We start from the raw sequence: 22,446 nt of genomic DNA, 5'->3' as shown, positions 1-22,446 counted from the left end.
GTTCTGACACAATCAGAACCAATAGTGCTCTAGAGGTGATGACGGATGCGCTTACGTCCAGTGATCATCGCGCTGATCAGATTCTCGCGCTGAAGACGCCCCATCATCAGCACGCCCAAGACGTGCAGCACGATCAGGACGATGACCGCGTCGGATGAATAATGGTGAGTGTCCTCGACCCACCAGACACCGAAAAAGGTCACGGTCACCGACATCGCGCCCGTGATCGTCGAGACCGCCAGCGAGACCAGCAGCGCCACCAGCATCAACGTGCCGGCTGGATTGAGACCAATATAGCGGCCGGTGATGCCGCGGCGCAGATTCCAGAGATAACCCGGCGCGGCCCGAAGCCTGACGCCGACCATGCGAAAGCGCGAATAGCGGCTTCCCCAAAAACCCCAGACCAGACGGAACGCAAGAAGGCCGAGTACGGCATAACCGACGATGCGGTGAAGTCCGTCATAGACGGTCGGCGTGAACCACGCGGCCAGAACGCAAGCCGCGAGCGCCCAGTGCCAGAGCCGCAGCGGGAGGTCCCAGACCGCGACTGTCCGCGCGGCGGTTCGATCCGCGGGGGTCCGGTCGGACCCCCCGCGTGCGTGCGGCACCGTTTCTTCGATCAAGCGAGGACCACCCTCAGGCGTAGCATTGCGCAGACACTTCGCGCGGTCTACTTCGCAATCGTGTGCTTCAGGCTGAGATCTTCTGGGCTGTAGAACAGCTCGTAAAGCTTGCCTTCCTTGACGCCGTAGACCTCGTAGCACGAGCCTTCGATCTTGGAGCGCCGCACCTCGTAGCCGAGCGCCTTGGCCTTGGCTTCGGCGTCGCTCGCCGGCTTCCACGACGCCTTGTCGAGTTTGGTGCAGTCCTTGAAACCATCGGCCAAGGCTGCCGATCCCATGCCAATCCCGATCGTCAATGCAACGGCAACAACACGAATAACCTTCACGAACGTCTCCTCTTCTGTCGTGGGCGCTGCGCCGGCAGGCGAAGCGGGACCGAAGGAAGCAAAGCACATGATGAAGTCAATGCGGTTCGCGGCCAGTTCGCTTTAGAGTTATTCTAACGATCCGAAAAAGTTCAGCGCTCTCCGTATGCAGCGCGGATTTGAGACGACACTGCGGCCTTACGTCTCACGGTTTGACAGCAGGCTGATCCCGACGCGCAAGCTCAGTAGCCGGCGACCGCCATGACGACGACGGCCGTGAGCGCCATCCATCCAAAATGCCGGCCGCTTGTGGCCCATGCGTTGGCGAGAGCAGAGAAGCCGAACACACCGGCCATGGTGACGACGATCCAGTGACGCGCTGGCTCCGATTGCATCCAGGGCGCCGCGATCAGGAGCACACCGCCGCCGATCCAGGCGACGGTCGAGGCCTGCCAGACCAGGCGGATCAGGGTGCGGAGCCGCTCCGGCTCGATGCGGGCGCGGGCAAGGACCTTGGTCTCGCCGAGAATGCCATGAATGAGGGCCACGGCAATGGTCAAGACCCCGGCGCACTGGAGCAAGAGATCACGCATCGGCAAAGCTCCCTGCATCTGGTCCATACAGTTGTGTATGGTGAGATAGGCGCTGGCCTGCCGGCTGTCAATACACTAGTGTATGTTTGCATCCGGAACCCGATATGGCCGAACAGCTGACCGCCGACGACTGGATCAAACAGGGCCTGAAGGCGCTCGCGAGAGACGGCTTCACCGCGCTGAAGGCCGATCCGCTGGCAAAAGCCATGGGGGTCTCGCGCGGCAGCTTCTATTGGCATTTCGCCGATCTCGGCGCGTTCCATGCTGCTCTCTTGAAGCGCTGGCGCGAGATCGCGGCCGAGCAGATCATCGCCGATGTCGAGGCGGACAGCGACGAGCCGCTGAAAGCGCTGCTGCGCAGGACTTTTGGCGCGCGGCTCGACCTCGAGCGCGCGGTGCGGAACTGGGCGGCCTTCGATGCGGCGGCACAAACGGCGGTGCGTGCCATCGACCGGCGCAGGCTCGACTATATCGAGGAGCTGCTGAGGAAGCGCGGGTTCGAGGCGGCGACAGCGCGAGCCCGCGCGCAAATCCTGTACTGGACGTTTCTCGGCTTCGCCCTGTCGGGCCCGCCAGCGCCGGCCGCGCGGCTTGAGGGCCTGCTCGACGAGATTCTGCGGATGGTTGCCGCTTGAGGCGACGCGATGGGCTGCTACGATTTTTTATGCTAGAGGCAACCGACCGTCGGAGACCCCCATGAACGCGCCCACCGAACGCCCCGAAGCCAGCGTCGATCCCAAATTGCTGGAGATTCTGGTCTGCCCGCTGACCAAGGGTCCGCTGGAGTTCGATTCTGCAAAGCAGGAGCTGATTTCGCGCAGCGCCAAGCTCGCCTATCCGATCCGCGACGGCATCCCGATCATGCTGCCGGAAGAGGCCCGCAAGATCGATTGAGGGACTTGTGGTCCGATGAGAGACTTGTAGCCCGGATGGAGCGCAGGGAAATCCGGGGTTCCTCGTATGACGCAGCGGCCCCGGAATACGCTGCGCTCCATCCGGGCTACCGAAAATCCTACAGCGCCTCGCCCTTCAACAGCCGCGGTATCTCACCGGTCAAACCCGCGGCTTGGCGGATAAAAAGATTCTTCAGCGGCGGGGCGCGATCGACCAGGCCGAGGCCGATGTCGCGGACGGTGCGCAGCAAGGTGGACTGGTTGGAGAACAGGAAGTTCAGCGAGTTGGTGGCAACGCCCATGGCCATGGTGTCGAAGCGGCGCCAGCGCTGATAACGTTCGAGCACGTCGACGCCGCCGATATCCATGCCGAGCCGCGCGGCATCGACCACGACCTCGGCCAGCGCGGCGACGTCCTTCAGCCCCATGTTGAGACCCTGGCCCGCGATTGGGTGGATGACGTGGGCGGAATCGCCGACCAGCGCGAGGCGCTGGGCAATGAAGGAGCGTGCGACGAAATAGGACAGCGGAAACGCGCGCGGCTTGTCGAGCACCTTCACCTCGCCGAGATGCAGGCCGAAGCGCTGCTCGAGCTCGCCGTGAAATTCCTCATCCCTCAACGCAATGATACGCGCGGCTTCGCTGCGGCGCTCGGTCCATACCAGCGAGGAGCGCTTGCCCGAAAGCGGCAGGATAGCAAACGGACCCGCCGGCAGAAAATGCTCTTCGGCGCGGCCTTCGTGATCGCGCTCATGGCCGACAGTGACGACGATGCCGGATTGATCATATTCCCAGCCGTGGGTGGCGATGCCGGCGCGCTCGCGCAGTTTCGACTTCGCACCGTCGGCCGCAACCAGGAGGCTCGCTGCAATCACGCTGCCATCACCGAGCGTCACGTCGATACCTTCGGCCCGCGCGTCGTAAGACGACACTGTGGTCGCGCGGAGATCGATGCCCTCGGCCTCGGCGCGCACCACCAGCGCATCAATCAGGCGGCGGTTCTCGACCATATGCGCGAAGGGCTCGCCCGGCGCGACGTCGCCGGCAAAGTTGAGGAACGCCGGACGGGTGGCGTCTTCCAGCTTGGAATCGGTGACGATCATGTCGAGGATCGGCTGCGCCTCGCCCCTGACGTCGTCCCAGCCGCCGATCGCCTCGAACAGGCGGCGGCAGGCGGCCACGATCGCGGTCGCGCGCGGGTCCCGGCTCGGACGTGTGGAGAGCGCGGGGTCGGCGACGATGACGGGGATCTCGGGGCCGAGCCCCTGGCGCAGCGCCAGGGCCAGCGCCAGGCCCGCAAACGCGCCGCCACCGATGACAATGCTACCCTGTACCGACATACCCAATTCCCGGCTAAATCCTGGCCTTGCTAGCAGACTTGAGGTGGGCGAAACAGTGCGGTGAAACAAGGGCGGACAGCCCCCATTGTGTCAATCCGGAGCAGCGAACCCCGGGGCGGCAAGGCGAAAGCTGAAATCCATGTCCAAGAGCCTGATCGACCTCATCTCGATCCTCGACCTCGAACAGCTCGAGGTGAATCTGTTCCGCGGCAACAGTCCGAAGACCAGCTGGCAGCGGGTGTTCGGCGGCCAGGTGATCGGACAGGCGATGGTTGCAGCGTGCCGCACCGTCGAGGGCAGGCTGCCGCATTCGCTGCATTGCTATTTCATCCTGCCGGGCGATCCGCAGATCCCGATCATCTATCAGGTCGAGCGCCTGCGCGACGGCAAGAGCTACTCGACGCGACGCGTCACCGCGATCCAGCATGGCAACGCGATCTTCTCGATCATGGTGTCGTTCCACGCGGAGGAAGAGAGCGCGTTCGATCATCAGGACAAGATGCCCGACGTGCCGCCGCCGGAAAAGCTGACGGCGGAGGAAGTCGCGAAGCAGCCGATGTTCAAGGAGATGCCGGAGTTCATCCGCCGCTATTATGAATCCGACCGTCCGATCGAGCTGCGCCCGGTCGAGCTCGGCCGTTATTTCGGTGAGAGGATCGAGGACGGCCGCATCCATGTCTGGATCAAGACCGCGGCAACGCTGCCGGACGATCCGGCGCTGCACATGTGCGCGCTGGCCTATGCGTCGGACTTCTCGCTGCTCGATGCGATTATGGCGCGCTACGGCCGCACCCTGTTCGACAAGCGCATGATGCCCGCGAGCCTCGACCACGCGATGTGGTTTCACCGCCCGTTCCGCGCCGACGAATGGCTGCTCTACGCACAGGATTCGCCGAGCGCGCGAAGCGGCCGCGGCTTGACCCGCGGCTCGATCTTCAAGCCTGACGGCACGCTGGTGGCCTCCGTCGCGCAGGAAGGCTCGGTGCGCGAACGGAGAGCCTAAGAGGCACAAGCACGATCGATCGCGCTTGTGCCTTTCGAGGTCAGGCCCGGAGCGATCCCCGCGGAGCCAGAACCGTCTCCGACGCGAACCAGTTCATGATCCAGCGATAGACCCACGGGATCGGGATGATGAAGCCGCACAGGAATGCGGCCACGATGCCCCGCCAGAGAATCCCGAGACCGCTGCCGTTGAACACGATCTCGCGCCGCGTGCCTTCGATGCTGCGGCAGAACCAGCGCATCTGAGCCGCGGCGACCCAGGCCCAGCCGATGATGGTGATGATGGAAATCGCGAACAGCAGGCTCCAGCCGACATAGGCCCAAACCGTGCCGGTGAAGCTCAGGCCGAGCGGCTGCCCATTGGAGGCGAGATTCGCGACCATCCATTTGATCAGGAGCCAGTACAGAACGAGCTGGGCGATGAACAGCAAATTGCTCAGCAAGGGAACGCCGATGTAGCCGATCACGACCGCCAGAACGATGAAGCCGAAATACCAGGGCACCAGCGCCATCGCATTGCCGGTGAAGCTGAGATTGGGCCGCCCGGGGACCTTCACGCAGGACACGATCCATTTCGTGTACCAGACGAACACCCACGGCACCGGGATGATGAAGCACATGCCGATCAGCATCACGATGCTGCGCCAGGTGAACTCGAGGATGCCGAAATCGACCGCCAGCGATCCTCCGGCGCCACCGCCGCCGTAGCCCCCGGAGCCCATCATCGGCGGGCCGCCAGCCGGCATCATCGGGGGCGCACCGCCCCCGCCGATCAGGCCGGGGATTTCGGCCGCCTTCTGCCAGCCGGCCATGCCCTCCGACCACACCAGCGTATCCGGACGCACGACTCCTGGGCGACGAGGTCACGGAATTGCCCTTCCGGATAGGGCCCCTGCTGCTTGCCCTCGGATGCGTAGAACCAACTCGCCATGAAGCGTCCCCCTCGAACATAGTTTTGTACCGGCCGCGACGCTTGGGTTCATCGCATCCATGCCAAAAACGCATTGTGGAGGATGAACGGCTGCCCTGTACAGAGGCGGCCGTTCACATGGCCCAACGATTTTCCGCTTCAATCTGCAAGTTTTTTATGCCATTTGCCCGGAAAGATGCCAGATTGACGCTGCGCCGGGGACATACGGCGCGGCGCATCCCGGGGAATAGGCCTGACCATGAAACTCGTCGTCGCGATCATCAAACCCTTCAAGCTCGATGAGGTCCGTCAGGCCCTGACGGCGATCGGCGTCCACGGCATGACCGTGACCGAAGTGAAGGGCTATGGCCGCCAAAAGGGCCACACCGAGATCTATCGCGGCGCCGAATATGTCGTGAATTTCCTGCCGAAGCTGCGGATCGAGATCGCGGTTGCCTCCGATATCGCCGAGAAGGCCGTCGCGGTCATCACCGCGACCGCGCGCACCGGCCAGATCGGCGACGGCAAGATCTTCGTCACGCCGATCGATCACGCGACCCGCATTCGCACCGGCGAGACCGACAGCGACGCGCTCTAGATTTTTGCTTTGACGCGTTTTCTTTTCGCGAACCGGTAACCGCTTCGCTCGACAACGCTCTTCTTCGATCGCACCGGGCAACGGCGCCACGGCGTGCGACACAATCAATAGCTGGGGGAAACGACATGGCGGGATTGTTGCGCCGCGCGGCTGCTATCGCCGCGCCGATCGGGCTTGGGTCGATCATGGCTTCGCCGGCGCGTGCCGCGGGCTCCGAGATCAACACTGCCGACACCGCCTGGATGATCGTCGCCACCGCGCTGGTGCTGATGATGACGATCCCGGGGCTCGCGCTGTTCTATTCCGGCATGGTGCGCAAGAAGAACGTCCTCGCCACCATGGCGCAGAGCCTCGCCGCAGTGACGATCATCTCCATTCTCTGGGTCGCGTTCGGCTATTCGTTGTGCTTCGTCGGCGACGGCCCGTGGATCGGCACGCTCGACCGCTGGTTTCTCTCCGGTATGACCATGGACAGCGTCAACCCGGCGGCGAAGACGATCCCGGAAGCGCTGTTCATGCTGTACCAGATGACGTTTGCGATCATCACGGTGGCGCTGGTCGCGGGCGCGGTGGCCGACCGGATGCGGTTCTCCGCTTATCTCCTCTTTTCCGTGGCCTGGTTCATCTTCGTCTACATTCCACTCGCGCATTGGGTGTGGGGCGGCGGCTTCCTCGCCGGAATGGGCGTGCTGGATTTCGCCGGCGGCCTCGTGGTGCATCTGTCGGCCGGCACCGCCGGCCTCGTCGCGGCGAAGGTGATGGGACGCCGTCACGGCTACGGCACCGAAAATCTCTCGCCGTTCGATCTGTCGCTTGCGGTGATGGGCACCGGCCTGTTGTGGGTCGGCTGGTTCGGCTTCAACGGCGGCTCGGCGGGCGCAGCCAATTCGCGCGCGGTGCTGGCGATCATCGCGACCCATCTCGCAGCCTGCTCCGGCGCGCTGACCTGGGGCGCGATCGAATGGTCGACGCGGCGCAAGCCGTCCGTGCTCGGCATGATCTCCGGCGCGGTGGCCGGGCTCGGCACCATCACGCCGGCCTCGGGATTCGTGGCGCCCTGGCACGGCATCGTCATCGGCGTGATCGCAGGCCTCGTCTGCTACTGGGCCTGCACCTGGCTGAAGCACCGCTTCGACTATGACGATTCGCTCGACGTGTTCGGGGTCCACGGCATCGGGGGGATGACCGGGACCCTGCTGGCCGGCGTGTTCGCAACGAGCGCGATCGGCGGCACCGCCGGCGTGCTCGAAGGCCATCCGCAGCAGCTTTTTATCCAGCTCTACGGGGTCGCCGTCACCTTCGTCTGGTCGGCAGGCATGAGCTTCGTCCTGCTCAAGCTGGTCGGTCTGTTCGTGCCGTTGCGGGTCTCCCGCGAGCACGAACTCGAGGGCCTGGATATTTCGCAGCACGGCGAGGCGCTGCAGTAATTGGGCTTGCGCAACATATAAGCGTATGCTTATGTGTCGCCATGATCGAAGCCGACATCTTCAAAGCGCTGGCCGACCCGACCCGCCGCAAGGTCTTTGAGAAGCTTGCCGGCGGAAGCCTGAATGCCAGCGCCTTGCGCGACGGATTGGAGATCAGCCAACCGGCGATGTCGCAGCATCTCGCGGTGCTGCGCGGCGCGGGCCTGGTGCGCGAACAGCGGCAGGGCCGCTTTGTGAATTACGAAGTCGATCCCGAAGGAATCTCCGCGATCGGGGCCTGGCTTGCGCGCTACCGCGCCTATTGGCCGAAACGCATGGATGCCCTCGCCGATCTCTTGAAGGAGATGGATCAATGAGCGACGCCGTGAAGCCTGATCCCTCCGACGCAGACTTGGCGCTCAAAACAGACTTGGTGCTCGAATATGAATTCGATGCGCCGCCGGCCAAGGTCTGGCGCGCGGTGACCATTCCGGCTTTGCGCGAGCGCTGGTTGCCGGATTGCGATCTTGCGGGCGCCGAGCCGGAATCAGCGATCCCGGGCCAGGAGGTGCGCTACCGGCTTCGCGATTCCGAACCGCCGTTTCGCGAAACCCATGTCATCTTCCGGATCGAGCCGAACGAGGACGGCGGCACCCGCTTTCGCATCATCCAGCAAGCCTGCGAGATCCGTATGAAGCTGCCGCAGCCGGCCAACAGCAATGGCTGCCTGATGCGCGCGGCCGCCTGACACCAACACCACTTCATCACCCGCAGAAAATGGAGGTCGCCGATGCGCGACATGCTTCAGCTCGTCCCTATGGTCGTCGAACAATCCGCCCGCGGCGAGCGATCCTTCGACATCTATTCGCGCCTGTTGCGCGAGCGCATCATCTTCCTCAATGGCGAGGTCAATGATGCGATGTCCGGACTGGTCTGCGCGCAGCTCCTGTTTCTGGAGGCGGAGAATCCGAACAAGCCGATCAATCTCTACATCAATTCCTATGGCGGCGTGGTCACCAGCGGCCTTGCGATGTACGACACCATGCAATTCATCAAGGCGCCGGTGCATACGCTGTGCATGGGCACCGCGCGCTCGATGGGCTCGTTTCTGCTGATGGCCGGCGAGCCCGGTCACCGCGCCGCCCTGCCCAATGCGAGCCTTCACGTGCATCAGCCGCTCGGCGGCTTTCAGGGCCAGGCGTCCGACATCCTGATCCACGCCACCGAAATGCAGGAAACCAAGCGGCGCATCATCCGGCTCTATGCCCAGCATTGCGGGCGCCCCGAACCGGACGTGGAACGGACCTTGGACCGCGACCATTTCATGACGGCGCAGCAGGCGGTCGACTGGGGCCTGATCGACCGGGTCTTCGCGGAACGCAGCGCCGCCTGACGGTCCCTGCCGGGGACCCGTCCGGCAAGCCTCGCCCGCTCAAGCAGGTTGGCCGGTTGCGCGCATTCCGTGAGCACAAGTGCGACGGGCCCGATATTTCGCGGCACGACAAGCCCTGCAATAGGCGCGCGCCTTACGGAAATACCTTTCTGCTGCCCTACGTGTGAGCACCAATGTGTCGACAGCCTGTCGTGCCTGTATTTTAATCAGGCATGGTCAGGTATTGAGCGCGGCGTAATGGCGCACTGCACGGCACTACGCGTCAAACGCGAAAACACCCGTTTTCATAGTCCGTTAGGCAACACGCCCGATCTGGCACGGCATTTGATTCTAAGGGTCCTGGCTGTGCCCGCGTAGTGAACTTTCTCCCTCGTGGCGAACCAGTCGAGAAGCGCCCGGCCACGTCCGGACCGGGCCCAAGCGGGGATAGGACCCATGAAAATTGTTATGGCGATTATTAAGCCATTCAAGCTGGAAGAAGTCCGTGACGCCCTGACCGCCATCGGCGTTCACGGTCTCACGGTGACGGAAGTCAAGGGATATGGCCGCCAGAAGGGCCATACGGAAATCTATCGCGGCGCCGAATATGCCGTGAGCTTCCTGCCCAAGATCAAGATCGAGGTCGCTGTCGCCTCCGACCAGGTCGACAAGACCATCGACGCCATCACGACCGCCGCGAAAACCGGACAGATCGGCGACGGCAAGATCTTCGTCATCAATCTCGACCATGCGGTTCGCATCCGCACCGGCGAGGCCGATGCTGCGGCCCTTTGATTTCGCGCTCAATCAAAATTCAATCAGGAGTAAATGAAATGACGTTTAAGCGTCCCTATGGCGCGGGATTGGCGGCTCTCGCAGTCGGCCTGTTCGCTGCGACCGCAGCCTACGCCGAGCCAACGGTCAACAAGGGAGACAACGCCTGGATGCTGACATCGACAGTGCTCGTGCTGTTGATGACGATCCCCGGCCTCGCGCTGTTCTACGGCGGCCTCGTCCGTTCCAAGAACATGCTCTCCGTCCTGATGCAGGTGTTCTACACCGTCTGCGTCGTCACCGTGATCTGGGCCGTGTACGGCTACAGCCTCACCTTCACCGGCGGTTCCGACTTCATCGGCGGCTTCTCCAAGGCCTTCATGATGGGCGTCACCACCGACTCGAAGGCCGCGACCTTCTCGGTCGACGCCAACATCTCGGAGCTCATCTATATGTGCTTCCAGATGACCTTCGCGGCGATCACGCCCGCCCTCATCGTCGGCGCCTTCGCCGAACGCATGAAGTTCGCGGCGCTCGCGCTCTTCGTCCCGCTCTGGGTCACGCTGATCTACTTCCCGATCGCGCACATGGTCTGGTACTGGCCCGGCCCGGACATGATCCAGGACGCAGCCAAGGCTCTGGCTGCTGCGGCTGATGGCGCGGCGAAGACCGCAGCGCAGGCCAAGCTCGATGAGATCAACGCCGACGCAGGCTGGATCTTCAAGAAGGGCGCGATCGACTTTGCGGGCGGCACCGTGGTGCACATCAACGCCGGCATCGCAGGCCTCGTCGGCGCCCTGCTGATCGGCAAGCGCGTCGGCTACGGCAAGGAGCTGATGGCTCCGCACTCGCTGACGATGTCGATGATCGGCGCCTCGCTGCTCTGGGTCGGCTGGTTCGGCTTCAACGCCGGCTCCAACCTCGAAGCCAACGGCGGCGCAGCCCTCGCCATGACCAACTCCTTCGTCGCCACCGCAGCCGCCGCGCTGTCGTGGATGTTCGCGGAGTGGATCATCAAGGGTCACCCGTCGGTGCTCGGCGTCATCTCCGGCGCTGTCGCGGGCCTCGTGGCCGTCACGCCTGCCGCCGGCTTCTCCGGCGTGATGGGTGCGATCGTCCTCGGCCTCGTGGTCGGCGTGGTCTGCCTGTTCTTCTGCACCGTCGTGAAGAACGCGCTCGGCTACGACGACTCCCTCGATGTGTTCGGCGTGCACTGCGTCGGCGGCATCATCGGCGCCCTCGGCACCGGCATCCTCGTCAATCCGGCGCTGGGTGGTGCGGGCATCATCGACTACACCGCGATCCCGCCGAAGGTTGCCGATTACGACTTCGCGGCGCAGATGATCTCCCAGGTCTGGGGCGTCGGCACCACGCTGGTGTGGTCGGGCATCGGTTCGGCGATTCTCTACAAGGTCGTCGATGTGATCGTTGGCCTCCGCGCCAATGTCGAGAGCGAGCGTGAAGGCCTCGACATCACCGAGCACACAGAGCGCGCCTACAACATGTAAGTCTCCTCCCGGGCGCGGCCTCCTCGGAGGTCGCGCTCACAACTACGGTTTGGGGCACATACCCGGCAATGTCCCGACCGTTGAGGGGCTCCAGCGCAAGTTGGAGCCCCTTTCTTTTGGTCCCGTGCCGCTGGGCCGTCATAAGTTAAATTGCATTGCTGCGAGCTTGCTGAATATCATGCTCCCCGTTTGGAGCAGGATTTCATGCGTCTGCCCTATTGCCTAGTCTGGTGTTTCCTGTTGCTCGCTTTGTCGAGCCTCGATGCCCGCGCGGACAAGCGCGTCGCGCTGGTGATTGGCAACGGCGCTTACCGAAACGTTCCCCCGCTCGCCAATCCGACCAACGATGCGGCCGATGTCGGCGCGGCCCTCAAGCGATCGGGGTTCGATCCTGTTGTCACGACCGACCTCGACCAGTCCGCCATGCAGGACACCATTCTTCGCTTCGCGCGTGAGGCCCGCGGCGCCGATGTCGCCCTGTTCTATTACAGTGGGCACGCGCTCCAGTTCGCCGGCGTCAACTATCTGGTGCCTGTCGATGCCGTCGTTCGCGACGAGGTCGATCTGCGCCGTCTGGTGCGCGCCGACGAGATCCTGGCGGATCTGCAGCAGGCCAAGAACCTGCGCATCCTCGTGCTCGACGCCTGCCGCGACAATCCATTTGCCGACGAGTTGCGGCGAAACGTCGGACAGGGCCGTGGCGTCACCGTCTCACGCGGCCTTGCCAAGATGGAAAGTCCCGAGGGCACCATCATTTCCTACGCGACACAGGCCGGCCGGACCGCCGACGACGGCAGCGGCCGCAACAGCCCCTACACCAGCGCGTTCCTGGAGCACATCGGCGACAAGGGCAACGTCAACACGGTATTTCAGACGATCAGCGCCGGCGTCTACCAGCGCTCCAAAGGCTCGCAAGTACCGGAGCTGTCGCTGTCGTTCTTCGGCGAGTTCTACCTGAACGGCAAGCCCGAGACGGCGGCGTTGTCGCCTGCGACGCCTCAGGTCGATCCCTGCGCGGAGGCCGGAGACCATTGGCGTAGCGCGGAAGCGCTGGGAACGCTCGCGGCATTCAAGGATCACCTCGCACGCTTCCCGGCCTGCGCGTTCGCAGATCTGGCGAAATCGCGCGTCGAGACCTTGGCGAAACCATCAGACACCGCCAAGCGCGTAACCGCATTCGATGGAACCTGGATCGCGAAGGAGACTTGCGAGAACAAGCCCCCATTTCCCGAGGCCTATTTCCAGTATGCCCTGCGCGTCAAGGATGGCGTGCTGCACACTCTCTCCGGGGAAGAGGGCAAGCCCGGTGCCACAATCTATGACGGGAAGATTGAAGCGGATGGCAGCGCGGCTGTCACCGTCAACGGGCTGATTGGCGAGAAGGATCCGCTGCGCCGCACAGCCGGCGCGCCCTATCAGTACAAGCTCGCACTCGAGCTGAAAGGAACCACCGGCGCCGGCGTCCGCACCGATACCAGCCGACCGTGTCGGATGGAACTCTCCAAGCTGACGACACAGAGCCCCGCTGCAAGTCCGGGCCAACCTGATTCGAAGCGGGCGCCCAAGCGCGAGGACAAGACGGCCGTGCTGCCGCCAGATCAGGCCGGAGCAGGGCAACCGCGGCAGACCGGAAGCGGCATGAGCTGTTCGTTCATGCGAAGCAGGTGCGCCACGGCATGCGTCGGTATGGGTGGCCGCGCGGATTGCGCTTCAACCGCTTGTCCACGGCTGGAAGCCGAGTGCATGAGCAGCGGGTGCTGGCGCGGCCGGGGATTCAACGGCTGCGGACTTGCCAAGAGATAGATGCACGAACCGGCTGCAGGAGGTCTGTCTTGGTCCGTCCAGGCGAAAGAAAAAGATTGCCATTCCACACCGCCCGCGCAGAAATATCGACCACAAGAAACAACAATCGGGAGGTCGTCATGCGTTTGGAAGGCGGATGCTATTGCGGCGAAGTGCGCTATGTCGCCGAGGGCGACCCGATGATGCAGGCGCAGTGTCATTGCCGCGAGTGCCAGTACATCTCGGGCGGCGCGCCCAACACCTTCATCGCGATGCCGGCGGCTGGCTTCAGCTACATCGCCGGGCAACCCAAGCAATTCGCGCGCAAGGACCTCGAACGCGCCGTCACGCGCGAATTCTGCGCTCGATGCGGGACCCATCTGGTGACCAAGGTTCCCGGCCTGCCGGCGGCGATCCTGAAGGTCGGCACGCTGGACGAGCCTGCGCAGTTCCATCCGCAGATGGCGATCTACACCTGCGACAAGCAGGACTTCCACGCGATCCCCGCGGGCATGGCGACATTCGAGAAGCTGCCGGGGCATTAGGGCGCCTATCCGCCAAAGCCGTCATAAGCCGTCATGCCCGGGCTTGTCCCGGCATCCACGTTCTTGGACGCCGTCGGAAAGGCCATGGGTGGCCGGGACAGGCCCGGCCATGACATCGCCAAGACGTCCACCCTCTCGCAATGGCATGACCAGCTCCGAGAGCCGCCCGTGGCCTCATTATTCCTGCTCTGGACCGAGGCGGCGACCGATGGTTAATCGCGTCTTAACCTCGCCCTATCTATGGTGAACTGAACCGCTTCCCGTCGGCGCCGTGCTGCGACCGGCTGTTCCAAGAGTGCTGGCGTCCAGAATGGCTATGACCGCTTCATCCCGTGCGCCGCAGGACAGTGGAAGCTCCGATAGCGAACGCTCTCCCTTCGTCCGGCTGAACGAGCTGCTGGCACCGCATCAGCCCGGCAAGCCTTTGATTTCGCTTGCCGTCGGCGAGCCGCAGCATCCGGTGCCTGATTTCGTCGGCCCGGTACTGGCCAAGCACATCGCCGATTTCGGCCGTTACCCCGCGAACAAGGGCACCGACCCGTTCCGCTTGGCCGCGGGCGCCTGGCTGTCGTCGCGTTTCAAGCTGCCGCGACCGCTCAATCCCGAGAGCGAGATTCTCGTCCTCAATGGCAGCCGCGAGGGGCTGTTCCTCGCCGCCATCGCGGCTGCGCGCTATGTCGGCCCGCGTCCCGGCAAGCCCGCGATCCTGATGCCGAACCCGTTCTATCCGGTCTATGGCGCCGGCGCCCGCGCCGCTGCTTGCGAGCCGGTCTACCTGCCGACCACCGCCGAGAACGGCTTCCTGCCCGATCTCGACGCCATCGACGAGGCGACGCTGGCGCGCACGGTGGCGTTCTATCTGGCCTCGCCCGCCAACCCGCAGGGATCGGTGGCCTCGCGCGATTATTTCATTCGCCTGAAGCAGCTCGCCGACCGCTACGGCTTCGTGATCCTCAGCGACGAGTGCTATTCGGAGATCTACACCCGCGAAGCGCCCGGCAGCGCGCTCGAATGCGCTGGCCCTGATTTCACCCGCGTGGTCGCGTTCCAGTCGCTGTCCAAGCGCTCGAACCTGCCGGGCCTGCGCGTCGGCTTCGCCGCCGGCGACAAAAAACTCATCGGCATGTTCCTCGAATTGCGCAACATCGCGGCGCCGCAGGTGCCGGTCCCGTTGCAGCATGTCGCGACCGTTGCTTACGGCGACGAGGCGCATGTCGAGGAGAACCGCAGGCTCTACCGCATCAAGTTCGATCTCGCCGACCAGATCATCGGCAATCGTTACGGCTATCGCCGGCCCGATGCCGGCTTCTGCGTCTGGCTCAACACGTCCGAAATCGGCGACGATGTGTCTGTGTGCCTGAAACTCTTCAAGGAAGCAGGCGTGCGCGTGGTGCCCGGCAGCTATCTGGCGCGGCTCCAGCCCGACGGCTTCAATCCCGGCGCAGGCTACATTCGCCTTGCGCTGGTGCAGGATGGCGAGACCACGGCGCAGGCGCTGCACCGCCTGGTCGAGACTCTGGGTTAGGCGGGGCCCATGAGCATGTCGACAATCGAACGTGTCATTCCCTTGGTCAGCCATCTGCCGCCCTCGATCCGCGAGGGGCTGGCGCGGCGCGTGCGCGAGCTCAGCGGTCTCGGCCTGATCGCATTGTCGGGCGTCGCCTCGGCGGCGCTGATGACCTGGTCAGTGCAGGATCCCAGCCTCAGCCACGCAACGTCGCGGCCGATCCGCAATATTCTCGGCTATGCCGGCGCGATCGGCGCCGACCTTGCGATGCAGATCCTCGGGCTCGGCGCGATCATGCTGGTCCTGACCGTCGCGGTCTGGGGCTGGCGCATGCTGACCCATCGCCCGTTCGACCGCGAGGCGCTGCGGCTCGGCTGCTGGATTCTCTGCACGGTGATCGCGGCGGGCTTCGTCAGCTGCTGGCCACATGGCGGCGCCTGGCCGCTGCCGACAGGCCTCGGCGGCGTGGTCGGCGATGCCCTGGTTCGCGCGCCCGCGGTGATCTTCGGACCGCCGGGCATGATCTATCGCATCGTGCTCGGCACGATCCTGTTCGCCGCGATGGCGGCGACCTTCCTGATCGCCTGCGGCCTCGGCGCACGCGAGCATGACGACGAACTCGCTGAGATCGAGGACGATGACAAGCCGCTCGACCTGGACGAGGAGAGCGATCGCGGTTCGGTATCGCTGGGCTGGCTGTTCCACGCCTTGATGAGCACGAAGGCACGGCTGATCTGGTTGCTTGGCGCGGCCTACCGCTCGCTGGTCTCGAGCGGACCGAAGACCAAGGCCGTTGCCTTCAGCCGTCAGGAGCCGAAGCTCGGTGGCGGCCGCGCCGCGCCGCCGATCTCGCCGCAGTCCGAAGACGAGCACGACGAGGACGAGCACGAAGAAGACCACGAGGAGGAAGAGGAGGAGGAGCCCGCCGCGCGCGCGCCGCGCAAGAAGGCTGCTCCAAAGGCTGCTTCCAAGAAATCTTCCGACAAGTTCGAGCTTCCGTCCGTGTCGGTGCTGGCCGCGCCCAAGGCCGGCGATCGCCAGCCGCTCAGCAAGGCCGAGCTGGAAACCAATTCGCGCGCGCTCGAAGGCGTGCTGCAGGATTTCGGCGTTCGCGGCGAGATCGTGAAGGCCCATCCGGGTCCCGTGGTCACGCTGTACGAGCTGGAGCCGGCGCCGGGGATCAAATCGTCGCGCGTGATCGGACTTTCCGACGACATCGCCCGTTCGATGAGCGCGCTGTCGGCGCGCGTCGCCGTCGTGCCGGGCCGCAACGCCATCGGCATCGAGCTGCCGAACGCGCATCGCGAAAAGGTCTATCTGCGCGAGCTGCTGGTCGCCAAGGAGACTGTCGATTCGGTTGCGAAACTGCCGCTCTGCCTCGGCAAGACCATCGGCGGTGATCCCGTCATCATCGACCTCGCACGCACGCCGCACATGCTGATCGCCGGTACCACCGGCTCCGGCAAGTCGGTCGCCATCAACACCATGATCCTCAGCTTGGTCTATCGGCTGCGCCCGGACCAGTGCCGCCTGATCATGGTCGATCCGAAGATGCTCGAACTCTCCGTCTATGACGGCATTCCCCATCTGCTCACGCCCGTCGTGACCGACCCAAAGAAGGCGGTGGTCGCGCTGAAATGGGCCGTGCGCGAGATGGAAGAGCGCTACAAGAACATGGCCAAGCTCGGTGTGCGCAACATCGACGGTTACAACACGCGCTTGCTCGAATTGAAGGCCAAGGGCGAAGAGCCGACGCGCACGGTGCACACCGGCTTCGACAAGGAAACCGGCAAGGCGATCTACGAGGAAGAGAAGCTCTCGCTCGACCCGCTGCCCTACATCGTCATCATCGTCGACGAAATGGCCGACCTGATGATGGTTGCCGGCAAGGACATCGAAGGCGCGGTGCAGCGCCTCGCGCAGATGGCGCGCGCCGCCGGCCTGCACGTGATCCTCGCAACGCAGCGTCCATCGGTCGACGTCATCACCGGTACCATCAAGGCGAACTTCCCAACCCGCATCGCCTTCCAGGTGACGTCCAAGATCGACAGCCGCACGATTCTCGGCGAGATGGGTGCCGAGCAGCTGCTCGGCCAGGGCGACATGCTCTACATGGCCGGGGGCGGTCGCATCAGCCGCGTGCACGGACCTTTCGCGTCGGACGAGGAAGTCGAGAAGGTGGTGCGCCACCTCAAGACGCAGGGACAGCCGGAATATCTCGAAGCCGTCACGGCCGAAGAACCCAGCGAAGACGAGGACGGCGCGGTGTTCGACGCGTCCGCCATGGGCGCGGATGGCGGCGGCGATTTGTTCTCGCAGGCTGTTGCGATCGTCAAACGCGACCGTAAGGCCTCTACCAGCTATATCCAGCGCCGCCTGCAGATCGGCTATAACCGCGCCGCATCGCTGATGGAGCGCATGGAACTGGAGGGCATCGTCGGACCCGCCAACCACGCCGGCAAGCGCGAGATCCTGGTCGAGGAAGAAGACAGCCATATGTGAGGCGAGCCGCCTCAAACCATCATTCACGCAAAAACGTTATCTGCTTTTGGCCGAAATCACGCTAAAAGGGCGCCCAGCCACACAGGACGACGCGTTGATCAGACATCCGGACATTCGATTCGCTGCCATTGTCGCCGCGCGGAGCGCGCGCATGGCCGGCGTAATTCTCGTCACCGCCGCGATGGTGATCACGGCGTCGTTCGCGCAGACCGTTCCCGTGCCGAAGCCTGCACCGAAGGGCCGCGACGGCGGTCCGGCCGTTGGAGGGCCCGCGGTCACCGGCGCGACCCAGACGCCGCCCAATCCGGTGATTCCGGATCCACGCCGCAACGTGCCGAGCAGCATCTTCCAGACCTTCGATGCGAACCAGAAGGCCCAGGCCGCCAAGGTCAGCGCCTATTTGTCGTCATTGTCGACGCTGGTCGGGAATTTCGTCCAGGTCGGCCCCGACGGCAGCAAGACGCAAGGCGACTTCTACATCCAGAAGCCGGGCAAGGTGCGCTTCGAATATGACGCGCCGAGCCCGATCGACATCGTCGCCGACGGATCGTCGCTGGTGGTGCGCGACCGCAAGCTCGCGACGCAGGACGTCTATCCGCTGTCACAGACACCGCTGCGTTTCCTGCTGTCCGACCGCATCGACCTGATGAAGGACACCAACGTCGTCAACGTCTCGGCCGACGACGTTTTCGTCAGCGTCACCATCGAGGAGAAGCAGGCGCTGGTCGGCACCAGTCGCCTCTTGCTGATGTTCGGCGCCAAGGACGGCCAGTTGAAGCAGTGGACCGTCACCGACCCGCAGGGCTACGACACCACGATCGCGGTCTATAATCTGGATACGAGCAAGAAGCTCGATCCCGGCATGTTCAAGATCGATTTTACCAATTACGGCCCGTCGCCGGGCTGAGACTTACTCGCTGCTGCGATGATCGTCATGCCCGGGCTTGTCCCGGGCATCCACGTTCTGGACCTACAATCTGGACCTACAAAAAGGCGTGGATGGCCGGGTCAAGCCCGGCCATGACGGATGGAGTTTGTTAGATCAATCTCATGCGTTTTTCCCTGACAACCTGGAACATCAATTCGGTGCGGCTGCGCATCGATCTGGTCGCAAAATTTCTCAAGAGCGCGCGGCCGGACGTGCTGTGTCTCCAGGAGACCAAGTGCATCGACGACGCTTTTCCGCTGAAGCGCTTCAAGCGGCTCGGCTACGAGCATGTCGCGTTGAACGGCCAGAAGGGTTATCACGGCGTCGCCATCGTCTCGAGGATTCCGTTCGAGTCGAAGGACATCCGCACCTTCTGCGACAAGGTGGATTCACGCCACATCTCGGTATCGTTCGGTGAGAGGGCCGGGATCGCAAAGCCGCTGGTGGTGCATAATTTCTACGTGCCGGCCGGCGGCGACATTCCCGATCCCGCGCTGAACGAGAAATTCGATCACAAGCTCCGCTTCCTCGACGAGATGAAGGCGTGCGAGCCGTTGCATCCGCGCGGCGAGGATCGCCACATCCTGGTCGGCGATCTCAACGTTGCCCCGCATGAGAATGACGTCTGGTCGCACAAGCAGCTTCTGAAAGTGGTGTCGCACACGCCCATCGAAACCGAGAAGCTGCAAGCCGCGCTCGCCGCCGGCGAATGGGTCGATGTCGCGCGCGATCGCATTCCGATGTCGGAAAAGGTCTACACGTGGTGGAGCTACCGCTCCGCCGATTGGACTGTCGGCGACCGCGGCCGCAGGCTCGACCACATCTGGGTCTCGCGCGCGCTGAAAGATGCGGTGAGTGATTTCAAGATTTTGCGCGATGCGCGGAGCTGGGAGCGTCCGTCGGATCATGTGCCGGTGACGGTGACGCTCGAGGTTTAATGTCGCTCTGGCGAAAGCCAGGCCCATTACCACCAATCTTCGTTGTTGCGCGAGGACATCGGCAATCGCACCAAGCCAGAAACATTTGGGATGACGGGTCCTGGCCTTCGCCAGGACGACATCACGACGTCAGCTTCGCACCCGCCATCAATATATCGCTGGCGATCTGGCTGGAGCGCACCGCGAATTCGTCGCGCAGGCGGACGGCGGCGGCGGGGTCGCTTTCGAGCACACGCTGAAACAGGCTGCGCGCGACGCGGATGACGGAGGCGTGCTCGATCGCGATCGCGCTCGACGGCCGCTTCATCGGCACGATCAGCGCGAGCTCGCCGATCAACGCACCGGGACTTGCGATCATCTCCGCACCGGCGCCGTCGTCGACCCGGAAGGCGCCGCGCTGGACCACGAAGCCGGCATCGGCATCGTCGCCGAGATTGAACAAGACGTCGCCGCGGACGAAGTCACGCTGCTCGGAGCCGATCGCCAGCATGCGCAACGAAGCGTCTCCCAACAGGCGCAGTGTCGGGACACGCTCGAGAAGCGCTACATCATCGTCGATTGACATTCAGGTCCGGGGCTCAAGGGCACGCAATCTAAAACGATTCGCACGCCCCTGAAGCGTATCACGGCACCAGCTTGTAGCCACCGGCTTCCGTGACCAGGATTTCCGGGTTCGCGGCGTCCTTCTCGATCTTCTGGCGAAGCCGGTAAATGTGGGTTTCCAGCGTGTGGGTGGTGACGCCGGAATTGTAGCCCCAGACCTCCTGGAGCAGGGTCTCGCGCGAGACCGGCATCTGGCCGGCCCGGTAGAGGAAGCGGAGGATGGCGGTTTCCTTCTCCGTCAGCCGGACCTTGCGCGCATTGGCGGCGGTCAGCATCTTGGAGCCGGGCCGGAAAGAGTAGGGGCCGACCGAGAACACTGCGTCCTCGCTGGCTTCGTGCTGCCGGAGCTGGGCGCGGATGCGCGCCAGCAGTACGGCGAAGCGGAAGGGTTTTGCGACATAGTCGTTGGCGCCGGATTCCAGCCCCAAAATCGTGTCGGAGTCGGTGTCATGCCCGGTGAGCATGATGATCGGAGCCTTGAACCCGCCCTTGCGTAAGGAACGGACCACTTCGCGGCCATCGGTGTCGGGCAGGCCAACATCCATCAGGACGAGATCGGGGGCATTGGCCTTCGCGGCGCTCGCGCCCTTGGCGCCGGTATCGACCGCGGAGGCTTCAAATTCTTCGTGCAGCGACAATTGCTCCACCAACGTATCGCGCAGATCGGTATCGTCATCCACGATCAGGATCTTGCGGGCATTGGCCATAGGGGGTCATCCTTTTGGGGTCCGGCGCGGCGCGCATCCATGCTGCACCCAGCCGAGAGGGAAGTTTAGGGGTCGCCGTTATTATTGTTGTTCGTCTTGAAGTAGTGGGCTGTTACCGATTCACAAGCCAGAACCACTCTAACCTAGAATAGCAGGCCGTTTTGATGAATGTCCTGTAATGAATTCGACATCGCACGTTCACATGAAAAATAAAGCTGCTTCAGCTAGTTACACCATGAACCGGAGCGCCGGGCCGCTCTCGGTGATCCGCGTTAAGCCTGCCGCCGGGAAGCCGCGCCGGGGCTGGCTGACCGCCGGAGCGCTGACGATTCCGGTGGCGCTCGGACGCGGCGGCATTCTGGCGAACAAGCGCGAGGGCGATGGCGGCACCCCGCGGGGCAGCTTCCGTCCGAGGCGATTGTGGTGGCGGGGCGACCGGCACAGCCGCCCGCAGACCTTCCTGCCGGCCCGGATCATCACCGGCGAGGACGCCTGGTGCGAGGATCCCAAGGACGGTCATTACAATCAGGGAATCCGCCTCGGCGAGGGGCAGGGCGGCGACCGGCTCAAGCGGGCCGACCATCTCTATGACTTCATCATCGAAATCGACCACAATACGAGGCCGCGGATCGCCGGCCGGGGCAGCGCGGTGTTCTTGCATCTGGCCCGCGACAATTTCGGCCCCACCGCAGGCTGCGTCTCGATGACCGAAGCGGCGATGCGACAATTGCTGCGGCGGCTTGGACCAAAAACAAAAATCATCATCGGATGAGGACACATGCTCGACAAGGATCAGATCGCCGCCGCTTCGCAGGTCCTGGTCAAACATTGGCGCGACGGCACCAAGCTTGACGCGCTGGAGCCAGAGTTGCGGCCTCAGAACCGCACCGAGGCTTACGCCGTGCAGGCTGCGCTCAGCGGGACTTTGTTCGGCTGGAAGATCGCGGCAACGAGCGAGTCCGGACAGAAGCACATCGATGTCGCGGGACCGTTGGCCGGTCGGATCATGAGCGACACCGTGATCGCCGATGGCGGCACCGCCTCGATGAAGGGCAACGCGATGCGCGTCGGCGAACCCGAGTTCGCTTTCGGCATGCGGCGCGATCTGCCGCCGCGCGCGGCGCCATATACTGTCGACGAGGTGCTCGCCGCCGTGGACAGCTTGCATCCCGCGATCGAGATTCCCGATTCGCGCTTTGCCGATTTCGCCAGCGCCGGCGAGGCGCAGCTCATCGCCGACAACGCCTGTGCGCATCTGTTCGTGCTGGGCGCAGCGACGAATGCGAACTGGCGTGCCATGGACCTCGTCGAAGAGCGGCCGCAGATCACGCTGCGCGGCCAGCGCTATCTCGGCCACGGCAAGAACGTGCTCGGCGATCCCCGCATTGCCCTGGCCTGGCTGGCCAACGAGCTGCGTGGCCTCGGCATCACCTTGCGGGCAGGGGAGGTAGTGACCACGGGCACGTGCCATCCGCCGCTTCCGATCCAGGCGGGTGATCGGTTTGTCGCGGACTTTGGCGCGCTGGGGAAGGTGGCGGTGGGGTTTGAATAGGCCCCACATACACCACCGTCATTGCGAGCGCAGCGAAGCAATCCAGAATCTTTCTGCA

At 63.9% G+C, this 22,446-nt stretch carries 24 protein-coding genes and 1 pseudogene; 18 read left to right on the top strand and 7 right to left on the bottom strand.

The annotated features are described in order from the left end of the window. Window positions 1–29: 29 nt before the first annotated feature. From AB3L03_RS17810 to AB3L03_RS17800, 3 genes are all read right to left on the bottom strand, one after another. On the bottom strand, window positions 30–623 hold the full coding sequence (locus tag AB3L03_RS17810) for a cytochrome b/b6 domain-containing protein (protein ID WP_198959232.1): 594 nt from the start codon (window positions 621–623) through the stop codon (window positions 30–32). A 47-nt stretch (window positions 624–670) separates the two neighbouring features. Continuing rightward, on the bottom strand, window positions 671–949 hold the full coding sequence (locus tag AB3L03_RS17805) for a PepSY domain-containing protein (RefSeq protein WP_007598654.1): 279 nt from the start codon (window positions 947–949) through the stop codon (window positions 671–673). A 221-nt stretch (window positions 950–1,170) separates the two neighbouring features. Further along, a complete protein-coding gene (locus AB3L03_RS17800; protein ID WP_368508980.1) occupies window positions 1,171–1,521 on the bottom strand; it encodes a hypothetical protein in 351 nt (116 codons plus the stop codon). Between the two features lie 104 nt (window positions 1,522–1,625). On the opposite strand from AB3L03_RS17800, the gene AB3L03_RS17795 reads away from it, so the two are divergent. Next, the gene (locus AB3L03_RS17795; protein ID WP_018459671.1) at window positions 1,626–2,156 is read left to right on the top strand and encodes a TetR/AcrR family transcriptional regulator; all 531 of its coding nucleotides are present in this window, start codon (window positions 1,626–1,628) and stop codon (window positions 2,154–2,156) included. A 61-nt stretch (window positions 2,157–2,217) separates the two neighbouring features. Continuing rightward, window positions 2,218–2,415, top strand: coding sequence for a Trm112 family protein (locus tag AB3L03_RS17790; RefSeq protein WP_007598651.1), 198 nt, complete (start codon window positions 2,218–2,220; stop codon window positions 2,413–2,415). Window positions 2,416–2,533: 118 nt separating this feature from the next. Here AB3L03_RS17790 and AB3L03_RS17785 read toward each other — a convergent pair whose 3' ends face one another. Further along, window positions 2,534–3,754 (bottom strand): ubiquinone biosynthesis hydroxylase, encoded by a 1,221-nt coding sequence (locus AB3L03_RS17785; protein WP_368508979.1) that lies wholly within the window; start codon window positions 3,752–3,754, stop codon window positions 2,534–2,536. A gap of 139 nt (window positions 3,755–3,893) precedes the next feature. Between AB3L03_RS17785 and tesB the strand changes: the two genes are divergently transcribed. Continuing rightward, window positions 3,894–4,757 carry an acyl-CoA thioesterase II gene (gene tesB / locus AB3L03_RS17780; protein WP_018459668.1) on the top strand — a complete coding sequence of 288 codons (864 nt, stop codon included), beginning with the start codon at window positions 3,894–3,896 and terminating at the stop codon, window positions 4,755–4,757. 40 nt (window positions 4,758–4,797) lie between these two features. Here the strand turns inward: tesB and AB3L03_RS17775 are convergent. Then, window positions 4,798–5,687, bottom strand: a pseudogene (locus AB3L03_RS17775) (DUF4339 domain-containing protein). A gap of 238 nt (window positions 5,688–5,925) precedes the next feature. Between AB3L03_RS17775 and AB3L03_RS17770 the strand changes: the two are divergent. From AB3L03_RS17770 to xth, 13 genes are all read left to right on the top strand, one after another. Next, a complete protein-coding gene (locus AB3L03_RS17770) occupies window positions 5,926–6,264 on the top strand; it encodes a P-II family nitrogen regulator (RefSeq protein ID WP_007598647.1) in 339 nt (112 codons plus the stop codon). Window positions 6,265–6,389: 125 nt separating this feature from the next. Next, window positions 6,390–7,691 (top strand): ammonium transporter, encoded by a 1,302-nt coding sequence (locus AB3L03_RS17765; protein ID WP_368508978.1) that lies wholly within the window; start codon window positions 6,390–6,392, stop codon window positions 7,689–7,691. Between the two features lie 41 nt (window positions 7,692–7,732). Further along, window positions 7,733–8,047 (top strand): helix-turn-helix transcriptional regulator, encoded by a 315-nt coding sequence (locus tag AB3L03_RS17760; RefSeq protein ID WP_018459665.1) that lies wholly within the window; start codon window positions 7,733–7,735, stop codon window positions 8,045–8,047. Beyond that, complete coding sequence (locus tag AB3L03_RS17755) at window positions 8,044–8,418, top strand: SRPBCC domain-containing protein (RefSeq protein ID WP_085349225.1); 375 nt, start codon at window positions 8,044–8,046, stop codon at window positions 8,416–8,418. The genes AB3L03_RS17760 and AB3L03_RS17755 overlap by 4 nt, the downstream gene beginning before the upstream one ends. Window positions 8,419–8,460: 42 nt before the next feature. Further along, window positions 8,461–9,063, top strand: a complete 603-nt coding sequence (locus tag AB3L03_RS17750; protein WP_018459663.1) for an ATP-dependent Clp protease proteolytic subunit — start codon at window positions 8,461–8,463, stop codon at window positions 9,061–9,063. Window positions 9,064–9,498: 435 nt separating this feature from the next. Next, window positions 9,499–9,837: a P-II family nitrogen regulator gene (locus AB3L03_RS17745; protein ID WP_007598642.1), complete on the top strand. Its 339-nt coding sequence runs from the start codon at window positions 9,499–9,501 to the stop codon at window positions 9,835–9,837. A gap of 38 nt (window positions 9,838–9,875) precedes the next feature. Then, entirely contained in the window at window positions 9,876–11,324 is a 1,449-nt protein-coding gene (locus AB3L03_RS17740; RefSeq protein WP_018459661.1) for an ammonium transporter, read from the top strand. A gap of 204 nt (window positions 11,325–11,528) precedes the next feature. Next, the gene (locus AB3L03_RS17735; RefSeq protein ID WP_368508977.1) at window positions 11,529–13,127 is read left to right on the top strand and encodes a caspase domain-containing protein; all 1,599 of its coding nucleotides are present in this window, start codon (window positions 11,529–11,531) and stop codon (window positions 13,125–13,127) included. Window positions 13,128–13,246: 119 nt separating this feature from the next. After that, window positions 13,247–13,651, top strand: a complete 405-nt coding sequence (locus AB3L03_RS17730) for a GFA family protein (RefSeq protein WP_368508976.1) — start codon at window positions 13,247–13,249, stop codon at window positions 13,649–13,651. A gap of 310 nt (window positions 13,652–13,961) precedes the next feature. Next, entirely contained in the window at window positions 13,962–15,176 is a 1,215-nt protein-coding gene (locus tag AB3L03_RS17725; protein WP_026233857.1) for an aminotransferase class I/II-fold pyridoxal phosphate-dependent enzyme, read from the top strand. 9 nt (window positions 15,177–15,185) lie between these two features. Next, the gene (locus AB3L03_RS17720; RefSeq protein ID WP_204512914.1) at window positions 15,186–17,660 is read left to right on the top strand and encodes a DNA translocase FtsK; all 2,475 of its coding nucleotides are present in this window, start codon (window positions 15,186–15,188) and stop codon (window positions 17,658–17,660) included. 151 nt (window positions 17,661–17,811) lie between these two features. Next, window positions 17,812–18,567, top strand: a complete 756-nt coding sequence (locus AB3L03_RS17715) for an outer membrane lipoprotein carrier protein LolA (RefSeq protein WP_018459655.1) — start codon at window positions 17,812–17,814, stop codon at window positions 18,565–18,567. Between the two features lie 143 nt (window positions 18,568–18,710). Next, window positions 18,711–19,526, top strand: coding sequence for an exodeoxyribonuclease III (gene xth, locus AB3L03_RS17710; RefSeq protein ID WP_368508975.1), 816 nt, complete (start codon window positions 18,711–18,713; stop codon window positions 19,524–19,526). A gap of 121 nt (window positions 19,527–19,647) precedes the next feature. Here the strand turns inward: xth and AB3L03_RS17705 are convergent, their stop codons facing one another. Together AB3L03_RS17705 and AB3L03_RS17700 are read right to left on the bottom strand one after the other, a co-directional pair. Further along, window positions 19,648–20,091 (bottom strand): cyclic nucleotide-binding domain-containing protein, encoded by a 444-nt coding sequence (locus tag AB3L03_RS17705; RefSeq protein WP_007598631.1) that lies wholly within the window; start codon window positions 20,089–20,091, stop codon window positions 19,648–19,650. A 58-nt stretch (window positions 20,092–20,149) separates the two neighbouring features. Beyond that, window positions 20,150–20,836 carry a response regulator transcription factor gene (locus AB3L03_RS17700; protein ID WP_007598630.1) on the bottom strand — a complete coding sequence of 229 codons (687 nt, stop codon included), beginning with the start codon at window positions 20,834–20,836 and terminating at the stop codon, window positions 20,150–20,152. 235 nt (window positions 20,837–21,071) lie between these two features. On the opposite strand from AB3L03_RS17700, the gene AB3L03_RS17695 reads away from it, so the two are divergent. Both AB3L03_RS17695 and AB3L03_RS17690 read left to right on the top strand, forming a co-directional pair. Next, a complete protein-coding gene (locus tag AB3L03_RS17695) occupies window positions 21,072–21,608 on the top strand; it encodes a L,D-transpeptidase (protein WP_368508974.1) in 537 nt (178 codons plus the stop codon). 6 nt (window positions 21,609–21,614) lie between these two features. Beyond that, window positions 21,615–22,388, top strand: a complete 774-nt coding sequence (locus AB3L03_RS17690) for a 2-keto-4-pentenoate hydratase (protein ID WP_368508973.1) — start codon at window positions 21,615–21,617, stop codon at window positions 22,386–22,388. Window positions 22,389–22,446: the final 58 nt, after the last annotated feature.

Origin of the sequence: Bradyrhizobium lupini, assembly GCF_040939785.1 — a bacterium.
GTDB classification, from domain to species: domain Bacteria; phylum Pseudomonadota; class Alphaproteobacteria; order Rhizobiales; family Xanthobacteraceae; genus Bradyrhizobium; species Bradyrhizobium canariense_D.
This window is presented reverse-complemented; position numbering and strand designations above follow the sequence as displayed.